This window comes from Vibrio nigripulchritudo (assembly GCF_027924785.1).
Lineage (GTDB): Bacteria > Pseudomonadota > Gammaproteobacteria > Enterobacterales > Vibrionaceae > Vibrio > Vibrio nigripulchritudo.
Window position 1 is genome coordinate 365765 of the sequence record NZ_AP027050.1, and the last position, 21793, is coordinate 387557.

Consider the following 21793-nt stretch of genomic DNA (forward strand, 5'->3'; position numbering starts at 1 on the left):
CCTCACAAAAAATCTAAACTTCTCGTTTTCCAGTAATTCTTTCTAAATCTATTATATTGACGTTCTAATTTAGCATTGTTTCTGAAACTATTTCCATCCTCTATTAGTCCGTGTAAAGCTTTATGATGTTTTTTATGCGTTGATGAAACTATTTCAACCATCGGTCCTGGCTCTTTACCAATTACATGATGCAAGTTTATTTGTTTTCCGTCCGGACCAATCGGTGCATAGCCTTTTTTCATTAGATCTGCGTTAGTCCAACCATCTGCAACTTTACTTTTAATAGACGGATGAACCGATGAATCGACAAACTCAGGTTTTCCCGGTAAAACATCCTCTGTATTTTTATAGACTTTTCTACCAAGCACCTCTTCAGGCTGATATTTACTTTTTGAACTACATCCTGCCAACCCAAACGGATCCACCCAGTCCATCGGATTGTGTACGTACGCTTGTGGTCTTAAACCACCAGCAAAACCGATAGGGTCAGAGCTTAAATACTGCCCGCTGTCTGTATCGTAGTAGCGGTGCCGGTTGTAGTAAAGCCCTGTTTCCCGGTCGTAAATCTGCCCTTGGTAACGCAAGTCACATTCAATCGGGTCGTTAGCCGCATCACTGGCGTATTTCTTTAGCAGGCCTTGTTGATGTTGCTGCTTATAGCCGCCCCAAATTTCATGCTGTCCTCGCCAGATGATGTCGCCTTGTTCGCTGCACAGCTCACGCGGAGTACCTCCGTGATCGGTCACCACATAGCTGAGCGCCGAGGAGCCAAGCACGTTATCGGTATTGATTTGGGCCAGTGGTCGGAAACTGTCGGGTTCATACACCCATTCTATGGTGCTGAGTGCTGTGCCATCCGCACACACTTTCTGCTGCTGAATCAGGTTGTCGCCATCCCACAGGTAATGCAGGTTAGCGTGTTCGGTTTGGCTTTGCTCACACTCTTTTGCGATTCGCCTTCCAAAAGGATCATAACGGTAACGCCAACGCTCTTGGTTGGGCAGCTCGACTCTAATTAACTGATCAAAGGCGTTCCAGATGAACTTGGTGCTTTTCGCTCTGTAACCATTCTGCTGCTCGATTTTCTCTATAACCCGACCACATTCATCGTAGCGATAGGTATAGGGACCTTTTTTCTCAATCCTGCCCGCACGGTCGTATTGATGTGTGTTCTTCTCTTCGCGCTTTTGGGCGAAGTCAATCACGTTGTCAGCTAACGGTAGAGTGCTTTGCTGGTTGAGGTTGAGCTCGCTGTCGTAGCCGAAAAGCTGAACCTGAGTCGCCTTATCTTTCCAGGATTTGGTTTGCCGCACTTCGCTGATTTGTCCATTCGGATTCAAGCGAAGGTCGGTTTTACCGAAGTAAGATTCATTGATGCCGACCAGGCGGTCGAGGGCGTCGTATTGATACTTACGCAGTAAATATCGGTCTCTGGGCTGCGCGGTAAGGTCGGCGGTTTGCTCGTTCAAAAAGCCTAGCTGCTGATGTTCCAGTAAGCCCGTTTTGCCCCACTGATGGTGTAGCCTGAATCCGTTCTGGTTGTCCCTTAAGGTTTCAAAGCCCGCATTGTTGTGGCTGAAATTCAGAGGTTGATGGCTGCCAATCCCTAATTGTTGGAGTTGCCCTTTCTGCCATAGCAACTGTAACGGTGTGTTTGCCCCTTCTAACGATTCTCGAATGCCCGCACTGTCGTAGCGGTGTGTAAGGGTTTGCCCATTCAACGTTTCTTTAATGACCTGTCCGGAAGCGTTGTATTCAAACCCCACCCAAGCGTCGCCATTCTCTGCGCTAAGAAGGCGAGATGCCTCATCGTACTCAAACCATGTTTTACTCGTGGCATTGCCTTCGTGGTCGAGCGTTTGTATCTCGGCAAGCTGACCGCCTTCGTTGTAGTCGTATTGCAGCACATGGTCATTGGGTTTGGTTTGAGAAACAATTCGACCGGCGGCATCGTAGCCGAAATGGTGTTTGCGCCCGTCGTAATGACGCTCGGTTTTCACTCGCCCTAGGGCATCAAACTCGTATCGCCATTGGTGGCCCTTACTGTTGGTCACACCCGCGAATTCGGTTTCCACGTTGTAATGGTAGTGGGTAGTAGCGCCCAGTGGGTCAGTGGCAGACGCCAATTTATCGAATGCGCCATATTCATAGCGAGAGACATTGCCAAGGGCATCAGTAATGGCGGTGATGTTGCCTTCAATATCGTACTCGAATTGGGTTTTCGAACCGTCTTCATACTCTACTTGGTAAGGAGATAGGCTGTTGCCTTTGTAGTACCAGCGCCGGGTCAGTTGCTCATCACTGGTACGTTTCACCAATCGACATTGTTTGTCGTAGTAAAAGGTAAATCCAACGCTGTTGTCGGGGGAAACCCGTTCCAGCATCCCCTGCGGGTTATAGCCATAGCGTGTTTCTGAACCATCGGGCAAAGCTGTCAGTGTCCGCTGACCTAGCGCGTTGTATTCATGTCGCCACTCACGGGAATCGGGATCTTGTACCGACACCAGTGAGCCTGTCGAGTTATAAGCGTAATGCCACGTACTCGCCAGTGGGTCTGAGTAGCTCAGCAGTTGTCCGTTTTCATCGTAGGAATAGGTATGAATCTGCCCATTAGGCTCGGTGACCTGAGTGACGTTACCCCAGTCGTCGTATTCGTATTCGGTGCGCTGACCTAGAGGGTCTGTAACTGCTGTCAGGTTATCAAAATTCCACTCTTGCTCGGTTCGGTTGCCTTCAGGATCGACAATCGCAATGATGCGGTTTTTATCGTCTTTGAAGTACTGAGAGATCCCACCAAACGCACTTTTGTGCGATGTGATGTTATTGTCGTCATCGTAGTGGAGTTGCCCTGCCCAATAACCACCTGAACAGCGAGTTTTCGTGGCGCGTCCTTTTTCGTCGTAGTCGTGTTCTACCCAAGTATTGGAAAGATCATCCCAACGGGTCAGCCAACCTTCATCAGAGTATTGATAGTCGAAGTTCCGACCTTCGCTTGCTCTGACTGAAAGCAATCGACCACGCTTGTCATATTGGTAAGTCGCCAAGGTTTGGATGAGTTGTTTGTCTTCTTCCAATAAGTCGAGTTTCTGGATACGGCGGTTTCGAGTGTGTACCTGTATCAACTTTTGATCCGACAGTACTACCCACTTCAACGTACCCATTTCATACAAGAAGTGAGTTTGATTGCCGTAGCTGTCCGACATTTTGGTCAAACGTATTTGGTTACCGATAGCATGCGCAAAGTGCAGGCGTTGGCGGTCTTTATTTTGAAGAACGAATTCCTCATTGGTGCGATAGAGTCGCCACTCTGGCTTGAGTTCAGACTGGGTTGGCTTCTCGTCAGTCGGTGTTGGGAAAATACCCACGCTGTAGTCTTGGTCGACAAAGGTCACAATCCCTTCTTCTAGGGTGAGGGACGTGTCCCAAGAGCTTCGCCACGCAGAGCCGAGCAATCCGACTTCCATACGTCCAACCGAGTGATAGTAACGGCTGTGCGTTATGGGTAAAAAGCCGGGTAGGGCAAAATCGTCCCTTTGTTCAATGACCTTACCTGTAGCGGTACTGATCGGATCATCGACACAAGGGCCGTCCGAGTTACAACTCTGTTTGCCATTGGCGTCACTGCTTTTATCACTGTTACCTTGTCCGTTGTTACCGTCTCGGTTCGTTCCCGCATTGGTATTCTCAGGATTTTTAGCCGACCCTTTCTTCTTCGCCGTACCAGTCACGCGCGTCACGACTTTCCCAATAAACTCTTTTACTTTATTGGTGAGCCAGGCAATCATGTCAGCCACCTTTTCAGACAGCTTTTTCATGGCATTGATCATGCCTTGAAAGGCGTCTTTCATTAGCCTGATGATCCACGATGCGCCGTCTTTGAGAGCCTGAACAAGACCTGCGATGATTTTGTCGATCAAATCGACCGCTTTTTTGCCGTACTCCTGCAGCTTCGAGCCAAAATCAGACAAGTACCTGACCACGTTTCCGTTTGACAAACTTCGAATGGTTTTGATGGCGAGTTGGATGGCAGCTGAATCGGATTTACGCAGTGCATCAATGACCGCATTACCGGTTTTTTTCACTGCATCACCTAAGCCAGGAACAAAGCCGATACCAATCAATGCGCCAGAAGCCCAGTGCCAGGTATCGAGATCTTTACCCTCATAGGTTTTCCAACCCCAATCACCCAGGTCGTACAAGTCCATGGCTTGCCCAACCACAGGCACAAAGCCAAGGGCAATCTGGCAAAAAAGAAGGATGGCAGAATTGTCCTGAGACTGACCCGCGACTTCTGCAGCCAGGCTGGTATGAATGTTTTTGACCGCAACACGAAGATCTCTGGGACCTTCATTTATCTTTTCATTTAGCTCCCAAAAGCGCCGATACGCCGGGTCGTATTTGTCTTCCACACTCCATGTACCAAACCAGCCCTCGTCGTCAATATCGATAAAGGCATCGGAGCTGTCATCCTTGTCATAAGTTAGGATTTTTTCCCGGCTTAGAATGCTGTAAAGCGAGAAGTATTCTCCCGCAATCGCGGCATGAATTGGGTTGTGTTGAAGAGAAGGGTTGTTCGCGATCGCTTCCTCGGGGCTGAATTCATCGCTGCCTTCATCAAGCAATAACTCGAATCCACCACAGCCCATGTTTTCGATTTTGCAAAGCCCTTTATCGTCGGTGGTGCCCTCGATATCGGTGCCATTGCTGTCTTTCAGAATAAATGGCGCATTAGGCACTGGCTTTTCGTCATCGTAGTGATAGCGGATGAACACCTCGCAGCCGCACTCGACACAGCCGCCAGAAAGCACGTTGTCGGTCGAGAAATTCTGCTCGGCAGCTTCTGCGCTGCTCATAAGCTGTGTTTTTCTGTCCTGACTCATCCTTTCGGCTCCTTATCCAGTTCTTCTAAAGCTCGTTGATACAGCATATCCATGCGGGACTGAGTACCAATCGCCGCAGGTTTTTTAAGTTGTTGTTTTGCCCATGGGGTTTCAACAAATTGCTCACCAAATACCGTGGCTAAGCTCAAATAGCGAACGACATCTTTTTCTGTGTTGAACTTGAGTTGGTTAGCGGTATCGATGTTGCGAAGTAAAAAAGAGGAGAGGTCTTCATCGCTCCAGTTTTTTACTTCGCCGTGATGTTTCTTTAAATGATCCGCGTATTTCTTATGCTGGTGGCGATGCGCAAACGCTCTGAGAGCCGAGTTTTGAGTTTCACTAATAAGCTGCGGTGAGCGGTGTGCAAGTGTTTGTTGCGCTTTGGCTTTCAACTTAATTTGCTGAACGTCAACTTGATCTTTGTGCCAGTAAGCGAAGGCTTCTATTGGACCAAACAGAGAGGTGAGCTCTACGTCGTTGCTGGCATTCAGCAAAACTTGTAAGACATCCCAGTCGGAAAGGCGCAGAAGCATTGGACCCTGATCTCCGCTGTCTTTTGGCGGTTCAATAAACGTCCACTCACGAATATGATTTAAGAGATAAAATAACGGGTTTTCGTATTTTGCTTTATCTTCACTCAGGGTGAGGATAATCCCCCAATTAGACTGGAAGGCGATCGTCTCTTCGAAATCTTCCCAGCTATCCAATTTCAATAAGTAGGGTGAAATGGAGGCATGAACCCTACCCATTTCCCCCCAATACAGGCAGTTTTCTTGGCTTTCAGAAGAACTTTCATTAAGCGCTTTGTCTGCCAATGTTCTGACCTGAGGGTTGATGACAGATTCAGCCAGTACAAATATTGGTTTGTCTTGAGCGTTTTCCTGCCATTGGGCAAGCGGAACTCTGTCAAAGATAAGGAGGTGGGAATCAGTCATTGCTTAACTCCGCACGACCTTCGATGCCTAACCAGCCTTCTTGTTTATATTCATTCAGTAAATCAGGTTCCCGTCGCAATCGTTCATGAAAGTATTTGATTGACTCGCGAAGAGGATACTGACGCAGAAGTTTTTGAAAATCAGGGTGATCATCAAAATGGCTACTTAAATAAAACCGGTACATAGCGTAGGTTTCGTGGGCGAGTGAAGACTCGTCGGGGAATTTCTCAATGGCGATAGAGAGACCTTCCCAAAATCTTTCCCGTACATTGACGTAGGGCAAAAGCCAACCGTATCTAGGAGCGAGTTCTTCGTGAAGTTTGCAAGCTAAAGCATTCACACGTTTTTCGTAAAAGAGAGCGTCGTACTGAGTTTGTGTCAGTGTTAGTTGGGTGAATGCTTTTTGCGATTCTATCTGTTTTTCGTTTAACCAAGCTTGATCAGATATTTTAACCAGTGCCTGGGTTTTCTCTGGAGAGTGCGGGGCATATAAAGAATCGTGCTGACCGCTAAAAGCTGATTGCTGATTTGACGTAAAGACTCGCCACAATTTTTGGAGCACTGAAAAGTCATAGAAGCGCAAGATAGCCTGATCCCCATTAGGGTAAATACAGGTTAGCCACTTAGCCCAATGTGCCTGGATGTCATTCAGTGAACCCGGATAAACGCCAACCAAGCCAAAGCGAAGAAACGCGTCACCTTGTTCAAGCAACCAATGGAAAAGCGTTTCTCCGGGGTTGCCGTTTTCTATCTCAATGAGTAATGGGGAGAACTCAAGAAGCTGGTGATATTCCGTATCTCGGTAAAGAGGGATAGATCGAGCATCGTGACGACCAGAAAAAGCATTCCAGAACTCATCCAATTTAGGAAACAGCTGTTTGTCGACAAGTAAATAAAGAGTGCCAGTCGTATTTGACATAATATCGAACAGCGATACGCTTTCAGTGTCTATTTCGTCGTTGGAAGATTCTGGCATCATAAGTACTATCCCGATCTGTATTCGTCAGATCTTCATGTTTCGGAAACTTTGGTTTTGCAGCGCTAGAAGCGGTGCTCTATACCAAAACGTTCTTTAAGGATCTTTTCATCCAGGCGTTTTTCTTGCTCGGTTTGTTCCCTTAGGTATTCATTCACACCTTCCACTTTGCATTCGGCTTTAGGCATATAACCGTGTGGTTCTTGGCAAAATACAATGTTATTTCGAAAGCGTTCACCGAAAGGCGTCAGAGCAGGAAATTTCACACCCTTTTCAACAAGTTTCTGCTGGATTTTGAGCATCTTTTGGTAGGCTTCGGTGGATTGATCCATATCTTCAAGATCAAGTTGTACGCTGTAGGCTAATGAAACGCCGCTATCTGTCATAACGTCGGCATTTGCGCCATGATCCAATAAATACAGAACCTCATCAAAGGCAGTCGAAACCAAATGCAATACAGGCGTATTTCCTAACGAGTCGCGAGCATTCACATCAGCACCGTATTCAACCAAAAGCTTCATGGCATCACTTTCTTCGAGCAAGGGGGTGTTGAAAATCAAAGTATCTTCTTCATCACGCAGGTTAGGGTCCATACCACTTTCAAGAAGAGCTTTTAGTGGTTCGTCACTTTTTCGCCACATGGCGTGGTAAGCGACGCTGCCTAATTCCGGCAGCTCAATAGACGGATCGGCACCTAATGCCATCAATGCTTTAATGGCTACGGGGTTTTCATCATTCACTGCAAAGCCAAGCAGTGTCATCCCGTGTTTTCCTGGGGCATCGATATCTTCAATCGCTTTCCCTAGTTTGGTGATAACTTCACCGTCTTTTTTCTTTATCGCCTTTGCAATGTTCAGCATATCCCCTTCAAAAAAGGCGTCGGCATAAGGTTTGCTGCCAAAAATATTCATCAAATCTCCTTTTGCTGCCATAGATAAAGCAAGCAGCCCTGCAATCAGAAGCCATCCCCACTTTTTCATTAAGCTCCACTCTTAGTTAGTGTGTGTAAGTCGTTCACTTTACGCTCTTCTAGGGCAAGCCGCACCTGATCCATTCCATGCATATCGACCTTTTCTTTGGCTTTCACCGCTCCATATGCCATGGGAGAGTATATGGGGGAGGCAACACCCGCTAACGTTGCTGCTCCTATGGCTTGAGGGGTCAGAGACTTGGTTTTTGGCAATGTTGTGTCTAGCGATTTATCGCGAACTGCATCGGGCATAATGTGCTTTAATATAAAGTTCTCTTCTTGAACGTATGTCAAAATATCGCCTTCCGTTCGATACCCTTTAATCAACGTATCCGGACCTTGTTTGGCTTTGGGGACGCCATATCTTTCTACTGTATTGCTATGCAAACCAGCGGCGTTGAAAGTGACACAAGGCATTGCACTTGCCTTACAAGCGGCACTGCCCATGCCACCGCCAAGTGAATGTCCGGATATTTCAACAGGTAAGCCTTGTTTCTTGACCGCTTTGCCGATATCAACTGCCCTGCGATAATATGCAGACTCTTTGTCTCTCCCCTGGGCAGAATTGTTTTTCCAATCGTCCAGTTTGGGCATTTCTGTTCCTCTGAACACCACTACGGGCTTGGCGCTAGGACCAAAGACGTTTTTGTCGGGCATATATACTTGTGCCTGAAAGTTACTGTCTTTAATCGTCAGATCTTTTTTCCGTAGACCTAAATTTTTGAGTTCTGCAGGTGATGCTTCAGACCATCCAGAATCGCCTTCAAAGTCCTTTCTTAGCTGTAAGCGCCGCTCGTCTAGTTTGTTATCGGGTTTGCCAACTGTGTATACGTGGTCAGCTAACATGGCCTTCTCAGCGGCATCCATATCCATAGCGAATCGGTCTGCTGGCTCTGGTTTAGTCGATTTTGCCCGCTCTGTAATTTCTTCTCGCGCTTTTCTTCGCTGTGCTTTCGTGGTGTTGGTTTCTAGCACGTCTAGCATTTCTTGTTTGTCTGCACCGTTGTCGACTGCCGTAATAATGGACTGTGCCAGAGAACTCATTTCTTGCAGCTCCATGGCTTTGTTCAATAGTGCGATGTCAGCTTGAACTGCCATTTTCTGCAATGCAGATTTGTAGAATTCTGGTGTAAAGATAGAGCTCGCCCAGCCACTGCCCAGCGGCTCCGCCAAAGGCGTTATCTTTAAAAACGGCGACTTGCTTGCAGCCGCGCCTTCCGCACATTTGTGTGCGGGTGAGGAGTAGGGGGTATCCCCAATGAATACGTCACCAGAACCTGCGGCAACGGATCCACCACATCCAATCGCATCGCCTACTCGAGAAGCCGGCTTTCCATTTATGGAAACGGTAGAAGAACCTGCCGAAATGCTTCGACCATGAATGCCATGAGGCATCTTGGGGCAAGGGCAGGCGTGCAGCAAAACAGTATCGCCCTGTCTGGCGGCAGGTTTACCGTTGATGAACACATCGCCACTGCCTGCAACAATCGGTGTGGCGGGAAAACAGCCGTGTCCGGCACAGCTGTCTCCAAGTCGAGCTGCTGCTGGCATTAGGTTCTCCTGTCCGGATCGTCCGGCTCTTGCGGTTTCGCAGGTGGCTGTGGCTCAACCGCTTTTGGTGCGGTGCCGCTTCCTGGCGAACCACCTTCGTTAATCTTCACCACGTTTCCTGAAATGGTGATCCCACCGCCATCGATTTTGACGAAGCCTCCCGGACCTTTGATGGTCAGTTCCTGTTTGGCTTCCAGCACGATGTTAGTGGCATTCAGATAACTTTCATTGTTCACCGCGATACGTTGGTTGGCGCCGATCTCTTTTTCTTCAGACGCAGACATCGACGTGACGCTGCCCCCTTCAATTTTGGTGACCATACCGCCAGAGATAAAACGGTTCACTGCGCCAATGACTCGCTGAACTAAGTTACGACCGACTTTGTAGTGGTGATCCTGACCAAACTCTTCGGTGACGTTCTTACCCACCAAACGATGCGTATTTTCTGTCACCATCTGGAAGAAGTGCTGACCGATTTTTTGATGAAAGTCGAGACCAATCGATTCGCGACTGATGTTGTTAATCACGACATCTTTGTCTTTTTGAGCGTGAACATAGATCTGTTCGCGAGACGCTTCATCTTCAAATCTCAGCTCATTAAATCCTTCGCCCAGATGCGTTTGTGTTTTCAATACTGTCCGAGTCTTATGGCTCGGCAAAATATAAGGCGTTACGTTGGTGGCGTGATAAGTGCGGCCTGTAATGATCGGCTGGTCAGGGTCACCATTTAAGAAAGAAACAATCACTTCATGCCCAATGCGTGGAATGGCGATCATGCCATATTGTCCGCCTGCCCATCCCTGAGATACACGTACCCAACACGAGCTGTGTTCATCTTGTGAGGATTCGCGATCCCAAGGGAAGTGAACTTTTACGCGACCGTGTTCGTCGCAGAAAATCTCTTCGCCAGCAGGACCCACAACCATAGCGATCATCGGACCGTCTACCTGTGGCTTAGGCAGGGGCTTGGCTCTCCACTGAGTTTGCGCCGGAATCACAGTAAACTGGTTACTGTAGGTGGTCGCTCCGCTTCCCCCTTCCTCTTCAAGCGCCTGAGGCTGAGTACCTGAGTGAACGGCATTTATTATGATCCAGGCGCGATTGCATTTCGGGTCAAGGTGATCGGTAAGCGTGAATTTAACCCCGGCTTGCAAACCAGCGTGATTACTTTGTCCATGCGCAATATGAGATTCACGGCGAAGGTATTCCAGGCGATATTTACTGAACGCCTGACCGCTTTCGTCATCTTTGTAGCGCGTTGGCGCATCGTAATGTTCGTATCCATCACGCTGGTACGCCATGTCCTTACCAAGCTGTTCTTGTTTGAAGGAATAGGTGGGCTTCTTAAAACTGTATTCTTGAAAGGTAACGTTGGTGACGTCTGAACGAATTCTTTCATTTAAGCCAAAGACATAAGGAGTATCTATCTGCCCCCCTGCCAATGCATTGTAAGTAACAGGCAGAGGTAACTCATCGTAGGTTTGGCTGTCATCACTGAAAACGATGGTGTGCTTTCCTACTTCATGAGTAATTCGATAAACCAACCCTTCTTCAGCCGCCAAACGGTGCATAAATTCAAGGTCAGTCTCGCGATACTGAACACAAAACTCCCTTGGCTGGCAGGATCGTTTTAGGGAAAAGGCATAGTCGTTAATGCCCATTTCCTGAAACAACACCGACAAAATATCGGGCACATTCTGGTTCTGAAAAATCCGGCTATTCTGGCGCAGCGATAATCGTTCAATAGCTGGCACTAAAGTGAGAGAATAAAACGTGTGCTGTCGACCCGTATCTCCTTTAAAAAAGGCTCTGACGATGCCGTGTACAACTTGCGTCACTTCCCCGTTTTGAATGATGGTTAGCCAGGCGCTTTTATCTACGATTTGATCTGGAGAAATATCAGTCAGGCGACTAGCCAGCTCAATCTGGTATTTGAATCCATGGCAATGATTGTAATCAGATAGCGACTCTTGTCCCTCATACTCTCGAACGATAAGGGTATCTGGAGCCAACCCGTCAACATCTAGGGTAAAATTTAAGGTGCCCATGCATTCATTCCGTTTTGCAATCTAATCCGCGCCAAAGCGTTGAGTTGGTAGTGAAAACGCAAAGCCACAATTCGTGACTTTGCGTCATTGCAGATGACCAGTATCTTGGGGAGCACGCCAGTACAAGGGGGAGCAAGCACTGGCGAAGCGTGATACTGGTCATATACCTGATTATGCTTCGACAGGTTTACGCCAGTCGTCTGAACCTGAAGTACCAGCGTTCACGTGATCCCAGTTGATCTTGCGGTAAGACAGAGAAACGGTAACGTTTTGCGTGAAGTCGGCGTTTGTTGGATCCTGACAGTGTGGCATCTCACAGTGGATATCAACGATAGAAGCGCTCTCAAGAGAGGTTGTGAAGAAGTTCTCTTGTTTACCTTCAATCGATGTGCGGTACCACTTCAACTCAACAGATTTCATTTTCTCGCCAGACGCCAATGCGTTGTACAACAGCGGAACAGCTTTGTTCAGTGCTACCGTAAATTTGAACGGTTTGTGCACACGCTGACCTGAAGGCTGCCCAGATTGAGGGTCTGTAGGTACTGTCACGTTGTGGTCAAACTGCTGAACCAGCATTTGGTCTTCGTGACCTTCAACGAATGCATCACCGATAGAATCTGTAGACAATGCACCTGCAGTAATTAGCCCCTGCGTTTCACCTTCGATGGAGATATAACATGGAGTTGGCATATTCAATCCTCTTTTGACTTGGGCAGCTCCTAATTTGGCAACAACCCCGTTTTAAGCAACATATTAATAACAAATAGATGTAAGCGTTTATTCGCTTTTTTCAGTTGTCAATCGACGAGTCTAATAAGGCAATTGCCGTGCCAAATAATAAATAACTCTAAAATCATAGGGTTATGTTTATTGCGATATATAACCAAGCAATTAATTGCTTTTGCCTGGGCAATTTATTGCTCGAACAGCGAATAAATGCCTGGATCAAAGTCACGTGATAATAAATTTCACCGAATTACCATTTAATTAGTAATTGTGAGGTTAATACAATAATTAATATTTTAGTAATTGCTTGTGTTTGCGTGATTGTCTCAGTTTTGATTTTATAAATGCCTTGATTAATACAGCCTGTTATGAATGCATGAATGATAAATGAAAGAAAACTTTCTGTTGGCAAAATATATTAGATCAAGTAACAATGATAAATGTCATCAGGAATTTCATATCAAACTTTTACCGTTGAAAAATGTGGTTAACTGTTGAATAGCAAGAATTTTTATAGTGGTTTGTTGCATTTGATCTATACATTTAAGTTTGATGATTAATGATTGTAATTTAGTCACTTACGGTAGTGTCTGTCTTTTAATTGAGATGTTTATCATCTTGTTTTTGTGATGGTTGTAACGGTTTTACTTTATCTTGATATAGTAGGTTAAACACACAAATTGATTGAGCTGAATCGGAAGATAAATAAAAGAACTGATCGCAAAATCATAATGAAAATAATCTTAAAAATGAGAATTAAATAATTTTTCGCTTTGGCTGGTGAATTTCTAGACTGATATTTAAAAATTGGTTCTAATTAGGCTTTAATGGTGTATATGGATTTATCGTACAGCAGATGTACGCGCTTTCTCATACCTTGTTTATACGTCATCCTGTCATTCTTGACTCTCCTAAATAGAAGCTCATTACAAAGTATATAAAGAATTTTGCTCTGGTTAGCAGGGCGAATCTGTGTTTGTTTATTGCCATTCAACTTGTTTTTGGAATTGCGAAAGCAGTGATGAATTCCAATTTCGAGGCGGAAGTTTGTTCGCAATAAATTCAACATTGTATGGGTTTAAGACCCTAGAAAAATTGGGACAAACGAAGGAGACCGTAATATGTCCAAAGAAGGCAGTGTTGCCCCGAAAGAAAGAATCAATATCAAGTACATTCCTGCAACGGGCGATGCTCAGGCAGAAGTGGAATTGCCGTTGAAAACTTTAGTGGTTGGGGACTTTAAAGGGCATCCAGAAGAAGCCCCTTTAGAGGAACGTAAACCTGTCAGCATCGACAAGAATAACTTTGAATCTGTGATGAAAGAGAGCCAACTGACGCTGTCTACCTCAGTTTCAAACAAGTTAGTTGATGAAGACGACGCTGATTTACCTGTCGAATTGTCATTTGAGTCTCTTGCAGACTTCACTCCAGACTCCATCGTCAAACAGGTTCCTGAACTAAGCAAACTGATCGAACTTCGCGAAGCACTACTGGCGCTGAAAGGTCCATTAGGCAACGTGCCAGCATTCCGTTCTCGTCTTCAAGAGCTCCTGTCTTCTGATGAATCACGTGAAAAGCTGCTAGCGGAACTGGATCTTGTGGCAAGTGATGAGAGCGAAACCTCTGATCAGGGAAATGAATAACCAGCGTGAAAAACAGGAACGAAAGGATAATTCCGATGACAACAAATGAAGTCGCTGTAGAAAGAACAATAGAGCAGCAGCCAGCAAATTTACTTGATGAAATCATGGCGCAAACCCGTATTGCACCAAACGAAGAAGCCTACGACATCGCCAAAAAAGGTGTTGCTGCTTTCATCGAGAATCTCGTAGGTTCAAACCGCACTGAAGAACCCGTTAACAAGGCTTTGGTTGACCAAATGCTGGTGGAACTGGACAAAAAAATCGGTGCTCAGGTTGATGAAATTCTTCACGATGACGGTTTCCAGAATCTGGAGTCATCTTGGCGCGGTCTTAAGTTGATGATCGACCGCACCGATTTCAACGAAAACAACAAAGTTGACGTGTTACACGTAACCAAAGAAGAGCTTCTGGACGACTTTGAATTCGCACCAGAGACCACTCAATCGGGTCTTTACAAACACGTTTACTCATCCGGTTATGGCCAGTTTGGTGGTGAGCCAACCGGCGTTATCATCGGTAACTACGCGTTCACCCCATCTACGCCAGACATGAAACTGCTGCAATACATGGGCTCGCTTGGCGCAATGGCGCACGCACCATTTATCTCCAGTGTCGGTCCCGAGTTCTTTGGCATTGATTCGTTTGAAGAGCTACCGAATCTGAAAGACGTTAAGTCTACGTTTGAAGGACCTAAATACACCAAGTGGCGTTCACTTCGCGAATCTGAAGATGCGCGTTACCTGGGTCTGACAGCGCCTCGCTTCTTACTTCGTGTGCCATACGATCCAACAGAAAACCCTGTGAAATCCTTCTCTTATGAAGAGAACGTCAGTGATTCTCACGAAAGCTACCTATGGGGTAACACAGCGTTTGCATTTGCCACTCGTCTGACAGACAGCTTCGCGAAATACCGCTGGTGTCCGAACATCATCGGTCCGCAAAGCGGTGGTGCGGTGGAAGATCTTCCAGTTCACGTTTACGAATCCATGGGCGCATTGCAATCCAAGATCCCAACGGAAGTACTGGTCACAGACCGCAAAGAGTTCGAACTGGCGGAAGAGGGCTTCATTGCTCTGACCATGCGTAAGGGCAGCGATAACGCCGCGTTCTTCTCTGCGAACTCAATTCAGAAACCAAAGATTTTCCCGAACACCAAAGAAGGCAAAGAAGCCGAAACCAACTACAAGTTGGGGACTCAGTTGCCTTACATGATGATCATCAACCGTCTTGCGCACTACATCAAAGTGCTGCAGCGCGAACAGATTGGTGCCTGGAAAGAGCGTCAGGATCTGGAGCGTGAGCTAAACGGTTGGATCAAGCAATACGTGGCGGATCAGGAAAACCCACCGGCAGACGTGCGCAGCCGTCGTCCACTTCGTGCAGCCGCTATCGAAGTGCATGACGTGGAAGGCGAACCAGGCTGGTACCAGGTGTCGCTATCGGTTCGTCCTCACTTTAAGTATATGGGTGCGAACTTTGAACTGTCTCTGGTTGGTCGTCTGGATCAAGCCTAATGGGATACATCGCACCTGAAGAAAGTGTGTACGGTGTCAGCCTCTTCGAGCGTTTAGAGGCTGACGCTAAACCCATTTCACTTTCAAAAGGCCCGGACTCTGCCGAGGTACTGCGATCCATCAAACGGAATGTGTCCAACATTCTGAACACCCGAATCGGAGAGTCACTGAGCTCTCCGAATCTTGGGCTGGTGGATTTTAACGATGCCACGATGGCGATGCTGGATCTGTCTATCCGCGTGAAACTGTCGATAAAGCGCTGCCTGGAGGAGTTTGAGCCTCGGCTAAAAGAAGTCGACGTAATGGTCATTCAGGATGAAAGAGAGCCCCTGAACTTACGATTCAGTGTGGCAGCGACCATAGATACATCAGCGATTCATGAAAGGGTAAAGATCAATTTACTCCTTGATAACAATAGAAAATACCGAGTAGTAACCTAGTGGCACAAGACAAATATTTCAGAGATGAGCTGGCGTTTTTAAAAGACCAAGGAAAACAGTTTACCGAGATTCATCCTCAACTTTCTCGCTTCTTGAATGGTCGGAATACCGATCCGGACGTCGAGCGCCTGTTGGAAGGCTTTGCCTTTTTAACCGGTAAGCTGAGAGAGAAAGTCGAAGATGAATTTCCCGAGTTAACCCACTCGATCATCAACATGCTGTGGCCGAATTACCTTCGTCCTATTCCCAGCATGAGCATTCTTAAATTCAGCCCGAAAGGCAATTTCAGTACTCGTCAGGTCATCAAAAAGCAGACCAAAGTCGATTCGGTGCCCGTCTTCGATACGCCTTGCCAGTTTCGCACTTGTCGTGATGTAGAAATCTACCCGATTGTTTGCGACCGAATCTCGGCGATTCACACCAAAGACGCCAGTAAAGTATCTCTGGAAATGTCGATGCTGAACAAAGACGAATCGATAGGCTCAGTGGAACTGGATTCGCTCCGCTTTTATCTGGGCGGCGATACTTACAGCGCACAAAACCTCTACTTGTGGCTGGGGCACTATCTAGATTCGATTGAAGTGGAATACGACGGCGGCAGCGTAAAAGTGCCGACTGATGTGTTTGATGTTGTCGGGTTTGATAACGACGGTTTACTGCCATATCCGAAGAATGTGTATCAGGGTTACCGGATTTTTCAGGAGTATCTCGCGTTTCCGGAATCGTTCCACTTCTTCGATTTGAAACACATTGGGCGTTATATTCCCGATCATGTAACGGGCAAGTTCACCCTTCGTTTCCACTTTACGCAGACCTTGCCGGGCAGCACTTTGGTGTCGGATGAGAGCTTCATTCTGTATGCCACACCAATAGTCAATCTGTTTCGCCATGATGCGGACCCGATTGATTTAACAGGCAAACGAACAGAATACCGAATTGCACCCTCCAGTCGTTACCCAAGGCACTATGAAATATTCAGTGTCGATCACGTGGAAGGGTGGCAGGAAACCTCGGACGGAAGAGTCCGTGGTCAGCGCCGAGTATACACTCCCTTTGAAAGCTTTCAGCACGAGATAGAACTGGCTCGCCAGAGGCTGGCGCTGTACTACCGTGTTCGTGTGAAAGACAGCATTCGCAAAGACGGCTTTGATCATCATATTTCGTTTGTCCGCGGTGACGAAACTACAGGTTACCTGCTCGACGAAGCCGTCACGCTTGAACTGACGTGCACCAACCGACAACTGCCGGCAGAACTGGCTGTCGGAGACATTTGTGTCAGCACGGACACATCGCCCCCATTTGCCGATTTTGAAAACATCACCATCCCAACGCAAACCCTGCGCCCGGTACTGGATGGCAGTTTGCTGTGGACGCTGATCTCCAATTTGTCGCTGAACTATTTGTCGCTGCTGGACAAGAACGCGCTTTGCTCTGTGCTTCGCGCTTACGATTTCCGCTCTTTGGTGGATCAGCAGGCGGCGCGCATCTCGCGTCAGCGTATGGATGGCATCGTATCGATTGAATCTGAACCCCTGGACAAGCTCATCAAAGGCATGCCTGTTCGTGGGTTGTTATCGCGAATCACCATGGACCCGAATGCGTTTGGTTCGGAAGGGGATTTGTACCTGTTTGGCACCGTACTCAGCCAGTTCTTTGCGTTGTACGCCAGCATCAACTCGTTCCACGAGTTGGTAGTGGTCAACGCCGAGAGTCGAGAAGAATACAGCTGGGGTAACCAGCATGGAATGCAGCCACTGATATGAGATCAACCAACCTTGAGCCGATTCAGGACGAGTTGGCAGAGCTGGATGTCAAAAGCTTCAACTTCTATCAGTTGGTGGAGTTGCTGCTGCAACTGAATGACATGGATCCCGAGGACGAAGATTGGGAGCGCCAGTGTCAGTTCGTGTTTAAGTCGAACCCAAGTTTAGGGTTTTCAACGTCTGATGTGTCGTCGCTCGACACCAAGCACGACGACAGAATGGAGCTGGAAACTACCTTCCTTGGGCTAACAGGATCGCAGTCGCCGCTTCCCGGGTATCTGCTGGAGCAGGTGTTAACTGAAGGCGAGTTCGGCTTACGCGGGCCGTTTCTCGATTTCTTCAACAACCGAATGATCACTCTGGTGTATCGGATTTGGCGAAAGTACCGCTATTACATTCGGTTTCAGGAAGGCGCGAGCGATGACTTTTCCGCTCAGCTTTTCGCATTGGTGGGGTTAGCCGACCCTGACCTTCGCGGCGAAACGCCCATCAACTGGTGCAAGATGCTTTCTTACGCCGGCATGTTGGCAGGGCGAAGCCGCTCACCGCAGGTGGTGTCGGGGATCATTGCTCACTGTTTCGATATTGAAGATGTTGAGATTCGTCAGTGGGTGAAAAGAAAAGTCGATATTCGCAAAAACCAGCAGATGGAGCTGGGTTTAGCAAACATGAGTTTGGGTGAAAACACGGTCGTTGGTGAACGCGTGACCGAGTGTAACGGCAAATTCACTTTGGTATTGAAAGGACTGAGCCAGAAGAGGTTTCGCGACTTTCTACCAACAGGAAAAGATTACCTGCCACTTTGCAAAGTTGTGGAATTCGTTCTGCGAGAGCAAATGGCGTACGACCTGGAATTGCAGCTAGAGGAAGGCGCAGTATCTGCCATGGTACTGGATCATCGCATTGATATGCCTCTTGGCTGGTCCACCTTTTTAGGTGAAGGCGACACCAAACAGAGTGTCACCATTCAGGTCAGGCAGTAGAGGCGAATGGAAGTGGAACAGAACAAACGTTTGAACTTGATGGTGTCGAATACCAAGGAGCTGGAACCCGGTTTAACGCCTTCCTGTGAGTTCACAGAGGAAGGCGGTGTGATTGGTTCCAGCCCAAGTTCGCACTGGATTTTGCAGGATCAGCGCCGAGAAGTGCAGGGCAGCCATTGTGAAGTTTTGGTGTACGACAACCATTTCTGCGTACGCGACCTTTCCGGTCACACCTATGTGAACGGGGCAACCATGCCTGTCGGCAAAGGGAAGATGGCGCAAATCACCACCAAAGATACCCTGAAAGTCGGTGTGTACGAATTGATGGTAGTGAGCGGCACCAGTCGCGCTGCGATGAACTCTCACAACCAATCACTTGATCAGCTATTTACCGAAGACGCCGCTTTAGTCAAAGGCGATCCGGAATCAGAAAGGTTGGTCGCGTTGCGGGACGACGTTGAATACGTCGATCCGCTTGATGTTCTGGAAGGGGGAGAAAGCGCCCAGGAACACAAGCAACTGTACGCGGAAGAGGAAGAAAAACTTTCGCCAGAACAGATCGAAGCCAATCACCTTCTTGCGGATGAAGAACTGGAAAGTCGCGAAAAGCCAACCTTACAGGCAGACAGCGAATACGAAATTTCGTCTGCCATCAAATTGAAAAAACGAAGCCGCTTCAATCCATTTTCGTTTTTTTCCAAGTCAGAACCTGACGCTCCCGTATCCGAGCCAGAAATGGCAACCGAGATCAGTGAAGCGCAAACCCATTCACAGCCAGTTGAAAACAGTCAGCAGGCTAATCAACCCATTGAATCGTACGTTGCGGAAAACGCAGGTGCGCAAAACGAGTTCAGAACAGAGGGCTACATGATGGACGATAAAACCCTGGATTTATTAGAAGAAGAAATCGCCCAAAACGAGCAGTTTAAGGCAGAAATGCCGCTTGGCGATGACAACAACCACCTGTTATCGGGTCCTTTGTTCCGTGGTTTGGGTGTGTCCGTTGCACCGTCTCACCAGTCTGGTGACGTGCAAATGACCTCAGAGGAAATCGGGGCTGCGCTTCAGGCAGCAGTAAAAGGTCTGTTGGATCTGCACCAGCATGTGGATGACAGCCGCTATGGCGTGATCAACAAGAATCTCCAGCCGATAGAAGACAACCCACTTCGCTTGGGCATGTCTTATGAAGACACGGTAAAAACCCTGTTCAACACCAATCCGGGTGCCGTTCACCTTTCCGCGCCATCAGCGATTTCTGAAAGCCTGAAAAACCTCAAAGATCACAACGACGTGGTGCAAATGGCGACCACTCTGGCTCTGGGACAAATCGTTCGTGCCTTCTCTCCAGAAGTCTTGATGCGTCGTTTCCAGAACTACCGCCGCTCTTACCAGACGCCAGAGCAAAATTCGGATGCGTGGGCATGGGAAATGTACCAAAGCTACTACAAAGAGCTGACGTCGGATCGCCAGCAAGGCTTTGAAAAACTCTTCTGGGAAGTATTCGACCAAGCGTACGACCGCTTGCTACGTGAGAAGCAGATGGAGTCGTGATCGTGAGACAAGTGCTGTCCATATTGTTGGGCGTTGTGTTGTTAGCGGGATGCAGTTCCAGCGAAAACGTGAAAGAACTGCCGACCGTAGTGTCATTCAGCATGGTGGCAGATGAAGGCGTAAACCCGAACGTATTCGGCGAGTCTTCCCCTGTTGAGGTTCAGGTCTTCGAGTTGGTGGACGATTCCATGTTTATGTCAGCTGATTTTGACCAGATCAATGAAGATCACAAAAAAGTGCTGAAAAGCAATTACATACAGGTGTACGACTACGTGTTAACTCCCGGGCAGTTCAAATACGTGGACGACATTTCAGTGGACGAAGACACCCGGTACATCGGGGTGCTGGCGAAGTTTGCCGAGCCAGAACTGAGTGAATGGAAAAAGGCAGTGAAGATCATCAATTTGGGTCGCAAGTACCACTTGCTGATGCTTTTTAAAGATTACGACATCAAGTTAGAGAAGGTGGAATAGAGTATGTATTCTCGAAATAGAGTCGTGTGGAGCGAAGGATTATTCATCAAGCCGCAGCATTTTCAACAGCAACAACGCTACATGGAATATGCGCTGGATGAGCGAGTGGCGTCAGCAAGCCAATATCTGTTTGGCGTGTCAGAATTGTCTCTGAACCCGGAATACCTCAGCTTTGGTCGAATTGCGATCGAGCGTGCGGTGGGCGTAATGCCAGACGGCACGGTATTCAAAATTCCACAAGAAGATTTGATGCCCGAAGCGTTGGAGATTGCCGACGATTCACTGGCAAACCAGATCGTGTATCTGGCGCTTCCGCTTCGCAGTGATTCATTAGCCGAAATCAGCTTCCCGGATTCTCAAGGCACAGGTCGTTACACCGCGCGCAAACAAGAAGTGCGTGACGTTCATACACCACAAGGCGACAGCACGGTATTGGACGTTTCACCTGTACAGCCTCGCCTGATGTTAGAAAAGCAGGATCGCAGCGCATTTGCTTCCATCGCCATTGCCCGAATTCTGGAAAAAAGACCCGATGGCAGCGTCATGCTGGATCCGGATTTTGTCCCTTGCCATTTCAACGTAGTCGGCATTCCGCATTTGCACCGATTCATCAGTGAAATGTCGGGGCTGATGCGTGAGCGTGCCAAGAACATCGCCCAGCGTATTGGCTCGCCAAGTCAGGGCGGGGTAGCTGATGTGTCAGACTTTATGTTGCTGCAATCGCTGAACCGACTTCAGCCACAACTGCAACATTTGTCTTCCCTGCGTAGCCTGCATCCCGAGCGTTTGTACGAATCGCTGACCGCCATTTGCGGCGAGCTGGCGACCTTCACTGATGAAAGCCGGATGCCTCCGCAATTTACCGTGTACCAACACGAAATGCCGACCGAGTCTTTCCAGTCTCTTATGGTGAAATTGCGCCAGTCACTCAGCATTGTACTCGAACCGCGTGCCGTCTCCATCCAGCTACAGAAACGTCGCTTCGGGCTTATGGTTGCTCCAATCCAAGACCAAAGTTTACTGGAATCGGCGGATTTCATTCTGGCAGTGCGTGCGCGTATGCCTTTGGAAGATCTTCGTCGCCTGTTTGTGCAGCAAACCAAAGTGGCGTCGGTGGAAAAAATCCGCGAGCTTATTTCTCTTCAACTGCCGGGTATTCCCGTTAACCCGCTTCCTGTGGCACCAAGACAATTGCCTTACCACGCGGGTTACACCTACTACCAGCTAGACAAAACCAGCGAAGCATGGCGCATGCTGCAAAACGCCAGCGGCTTTGCCTTCCACGTCGCGGGCGAGTTCGACGAACTGGATCTGCAATTCTGGGCAATTAGGAGCTAATC

At 47.8% G+C, this 21793-nt stretch carries 15 protein-coding genes; 8 read left to right on the forward strand and 7 right to left on the reverse strand.

Features of this window, described 5'->3' with window-relative positions:
- Positions 1-2: 2 nt before the first annotated feature.
- The 7 genes from QMG91_RS19940 to QMG91_RS19970 all read right to left on the reverse strand — a co-directional run bounded on the left by QMG91_RS19940 (position 3) and on the right by QMG91_RS19970 (position 12050).
- Positions 3-4880, reverse strand: coding sequence for an HNH/ENDO VII family nuclease (locus QMG91_RS19940; RefSeq protein ID WP_281831661.1), 4878 nt, complete (start codon positions 4878-4880; stop codon positions 3-5).
- Positions 4877-5815 (reverse strand): DUF4123 domain-containing protein, encoded by a 939-nt coding sequence (locus QMG91_RS19945; protein ID WP_281831662.1) that lies wholly within the window; start codon positions 5813-5815, stop codon positions 4877-4879. The genes QMG91_RS19940 and QMG91_RS19945 overlap by 4 nt, the downstream gene beginning before the upstream one ends.
- Positions 5808-6794 (reverse strand): DUF4123 domain-containing protein, encoded by a 987-nt coding sequence (locus QMG91_RS19950; RefSeq protein ID WP_281831664.1) that lies wholly within the window; start codon positions 6792-6794, stop codon positions 5808-5810. The genes QMG91_RS19945 and QMG91_RS19950 overlap by 8 nt, the downstream gene beginning before the upstream one ends.
- A 62-nt stretch (positions 6795-6856) precedes the next feature.
- A complete protein-coding gene (locus QMG91_RS19955; protein ID WP_281831666.1) occupies positions 6857-7771 on the reverse strand; it encodes an ankyrin repeat domain-containing protein in 915 nt (304 codons plus the stop codon).
- Positions 7771-9312, reverse strand: coding sequence for a PAAR domain-containing protein (locus QMG91_RS19960; RefSeq protein WP_281831668.1), 1542 nt, complete (start codon positions 9310-9312; stop codon positions 7771-7773). Before QMG91_RS19960 ends, QMG91_RS19955 begins: the two co-directional genes overlap by 1 nt.
- On the reverse strand, positions 9312-11360 hold the full coding sequence (locus tag QMG91_RS19965; protein ID WP_281831669.1) for a type VI secretion system Vgr family protein: 2049 nt from the start codon (positions 11358-11360) through the stop codon (positions 9312-9314). Before QMG91_RS19965 ends, QMG91_RS19960 begins: the two co-directional genes overlap by 1 nt.
- 171 nt (positions 11361-11531) lie before the next feature.
- Positions 11532-12050 carry an Hcp family type VI secretion system effector gene (locus tag QMG91_RS19970; RefSeq protein ID WP_004404988.1) on the reverse strand — a complete coding sequence of 173 codons (519 nt, stop codon included), beginning with the start codon at positions 12048-12050 and terminating at the stop codon, positions 11532-11534.
- A gap of 1157 nt (positions 12051-13207) precedes the next feature.
- On the opposite strand from QMG91_RS19970, the gene tssB reads away from it, so the two are divergent.
- From tssB to tssK, 8 genes are read left to right on the forward strand one after another with little or no spacing between them, the layout of a single operon-like run.
- Positions 13208-13729, forward strand: a complete 522-nt coding sequence (gene tssB, locus QMG91_RS19975) for a type VI secretion system contractile sheath small subunit (protein WP_004404986.1) — start codon at positions 13208-13210, stop codon at positions 13727-13729.
- 35 nt (positions 13730-13764) lie between these two features.
- Positions 13765-15243 (forward strand): type VI secretion system contractile sheath large subunit, encoded by a 1479-nt coding sequence (gene tssC / locus QMG91_RS19980; protein ID WP_004404985.1) that lies wholly within the window; start codon positions 13765-13767, stop codon positions 15241-15243.
- The gene (gene tssE / locus QMG91_RS19985; protein ID WP_004404983.1) at positions 15243-15683 is read left to right on the forward strand and encodes a type VI secretion system baseplate subunit TssE; all 441 of its coding nucleotides are present in this window, start codon (positions 15243-15245) and stop codon (positions 15681-15683) included. Before tssC ends, tssE begins: the two co-directional genes overlap by 1 nt.
- The gene (tssF, locus tag QMG91_RS19990) at positions 15683-17446 is read left to right on the forward strand and encodes a type VI secretion system baseplate subunit TssF (protein WP_281831673.1); all 1764 of its coding nucleotides are present in this window, start codon (positions 15683-15685) and stop codon (positions 17444-17446) included. The genes tssE and tssF overlap by 1 nt, the downstream gene beginning before the upstream one ends.
- Positions 17443-18429, forward strand: a complete 987-nt coding sequence (tssG, locus tag QMG91_RS19995) for a type VI secretion system baseplate subunit TssG (RefSeq protein ID WP_004404978.1) — start codon at positions 17443-17445, stop codon at positions 18427-18429. Before tssF ends, tssG begins: the two co-directional genes overlap by 4 nt.
- 6 nt (positions 18430-18435) lie before the next feature.
- Positions 18436-19980 (forward strand): type VI secretion system-associated FHA domain protein TagH, encoded by a 1545-nt coding sequence (gene tagH / locus QMG91_RS20000; protein ID WP_281831676.1) that lies wholly within the window; start codon positions 18436-18438, stop codon positions 19978-19980.
- A 2-nt stretch (positions 19981-19982) separates the two neighbouring features.
- On the forward strand, positions 19983-20453 hold the full coding sequence (gene tssJ, locus QMG91_RS20005) for a type VI secretion system lipoprotein TssJ (protein WP_038123881.1): 471 nt from the start codon (positions 19983-19985) through the stop codon (positions 20451-20453).
- Positions 20454-20456: 3 nt separating this feature from the next.
- The gene (gene tssK, locus QMG91_RS20010) at positions 20457-21791 is read left to right on the forward strand and encodes a type VI secretion system baseplate subunit TssK (RefSeq protein WP_004404970.1); all 1335 of its coding nucleotides are present in this window, start codon (positions 20457-20459) and stop codon (positions 21789-21791) included.
- Positions 21792-21793 lie beyond the last annotated feature (2 nt).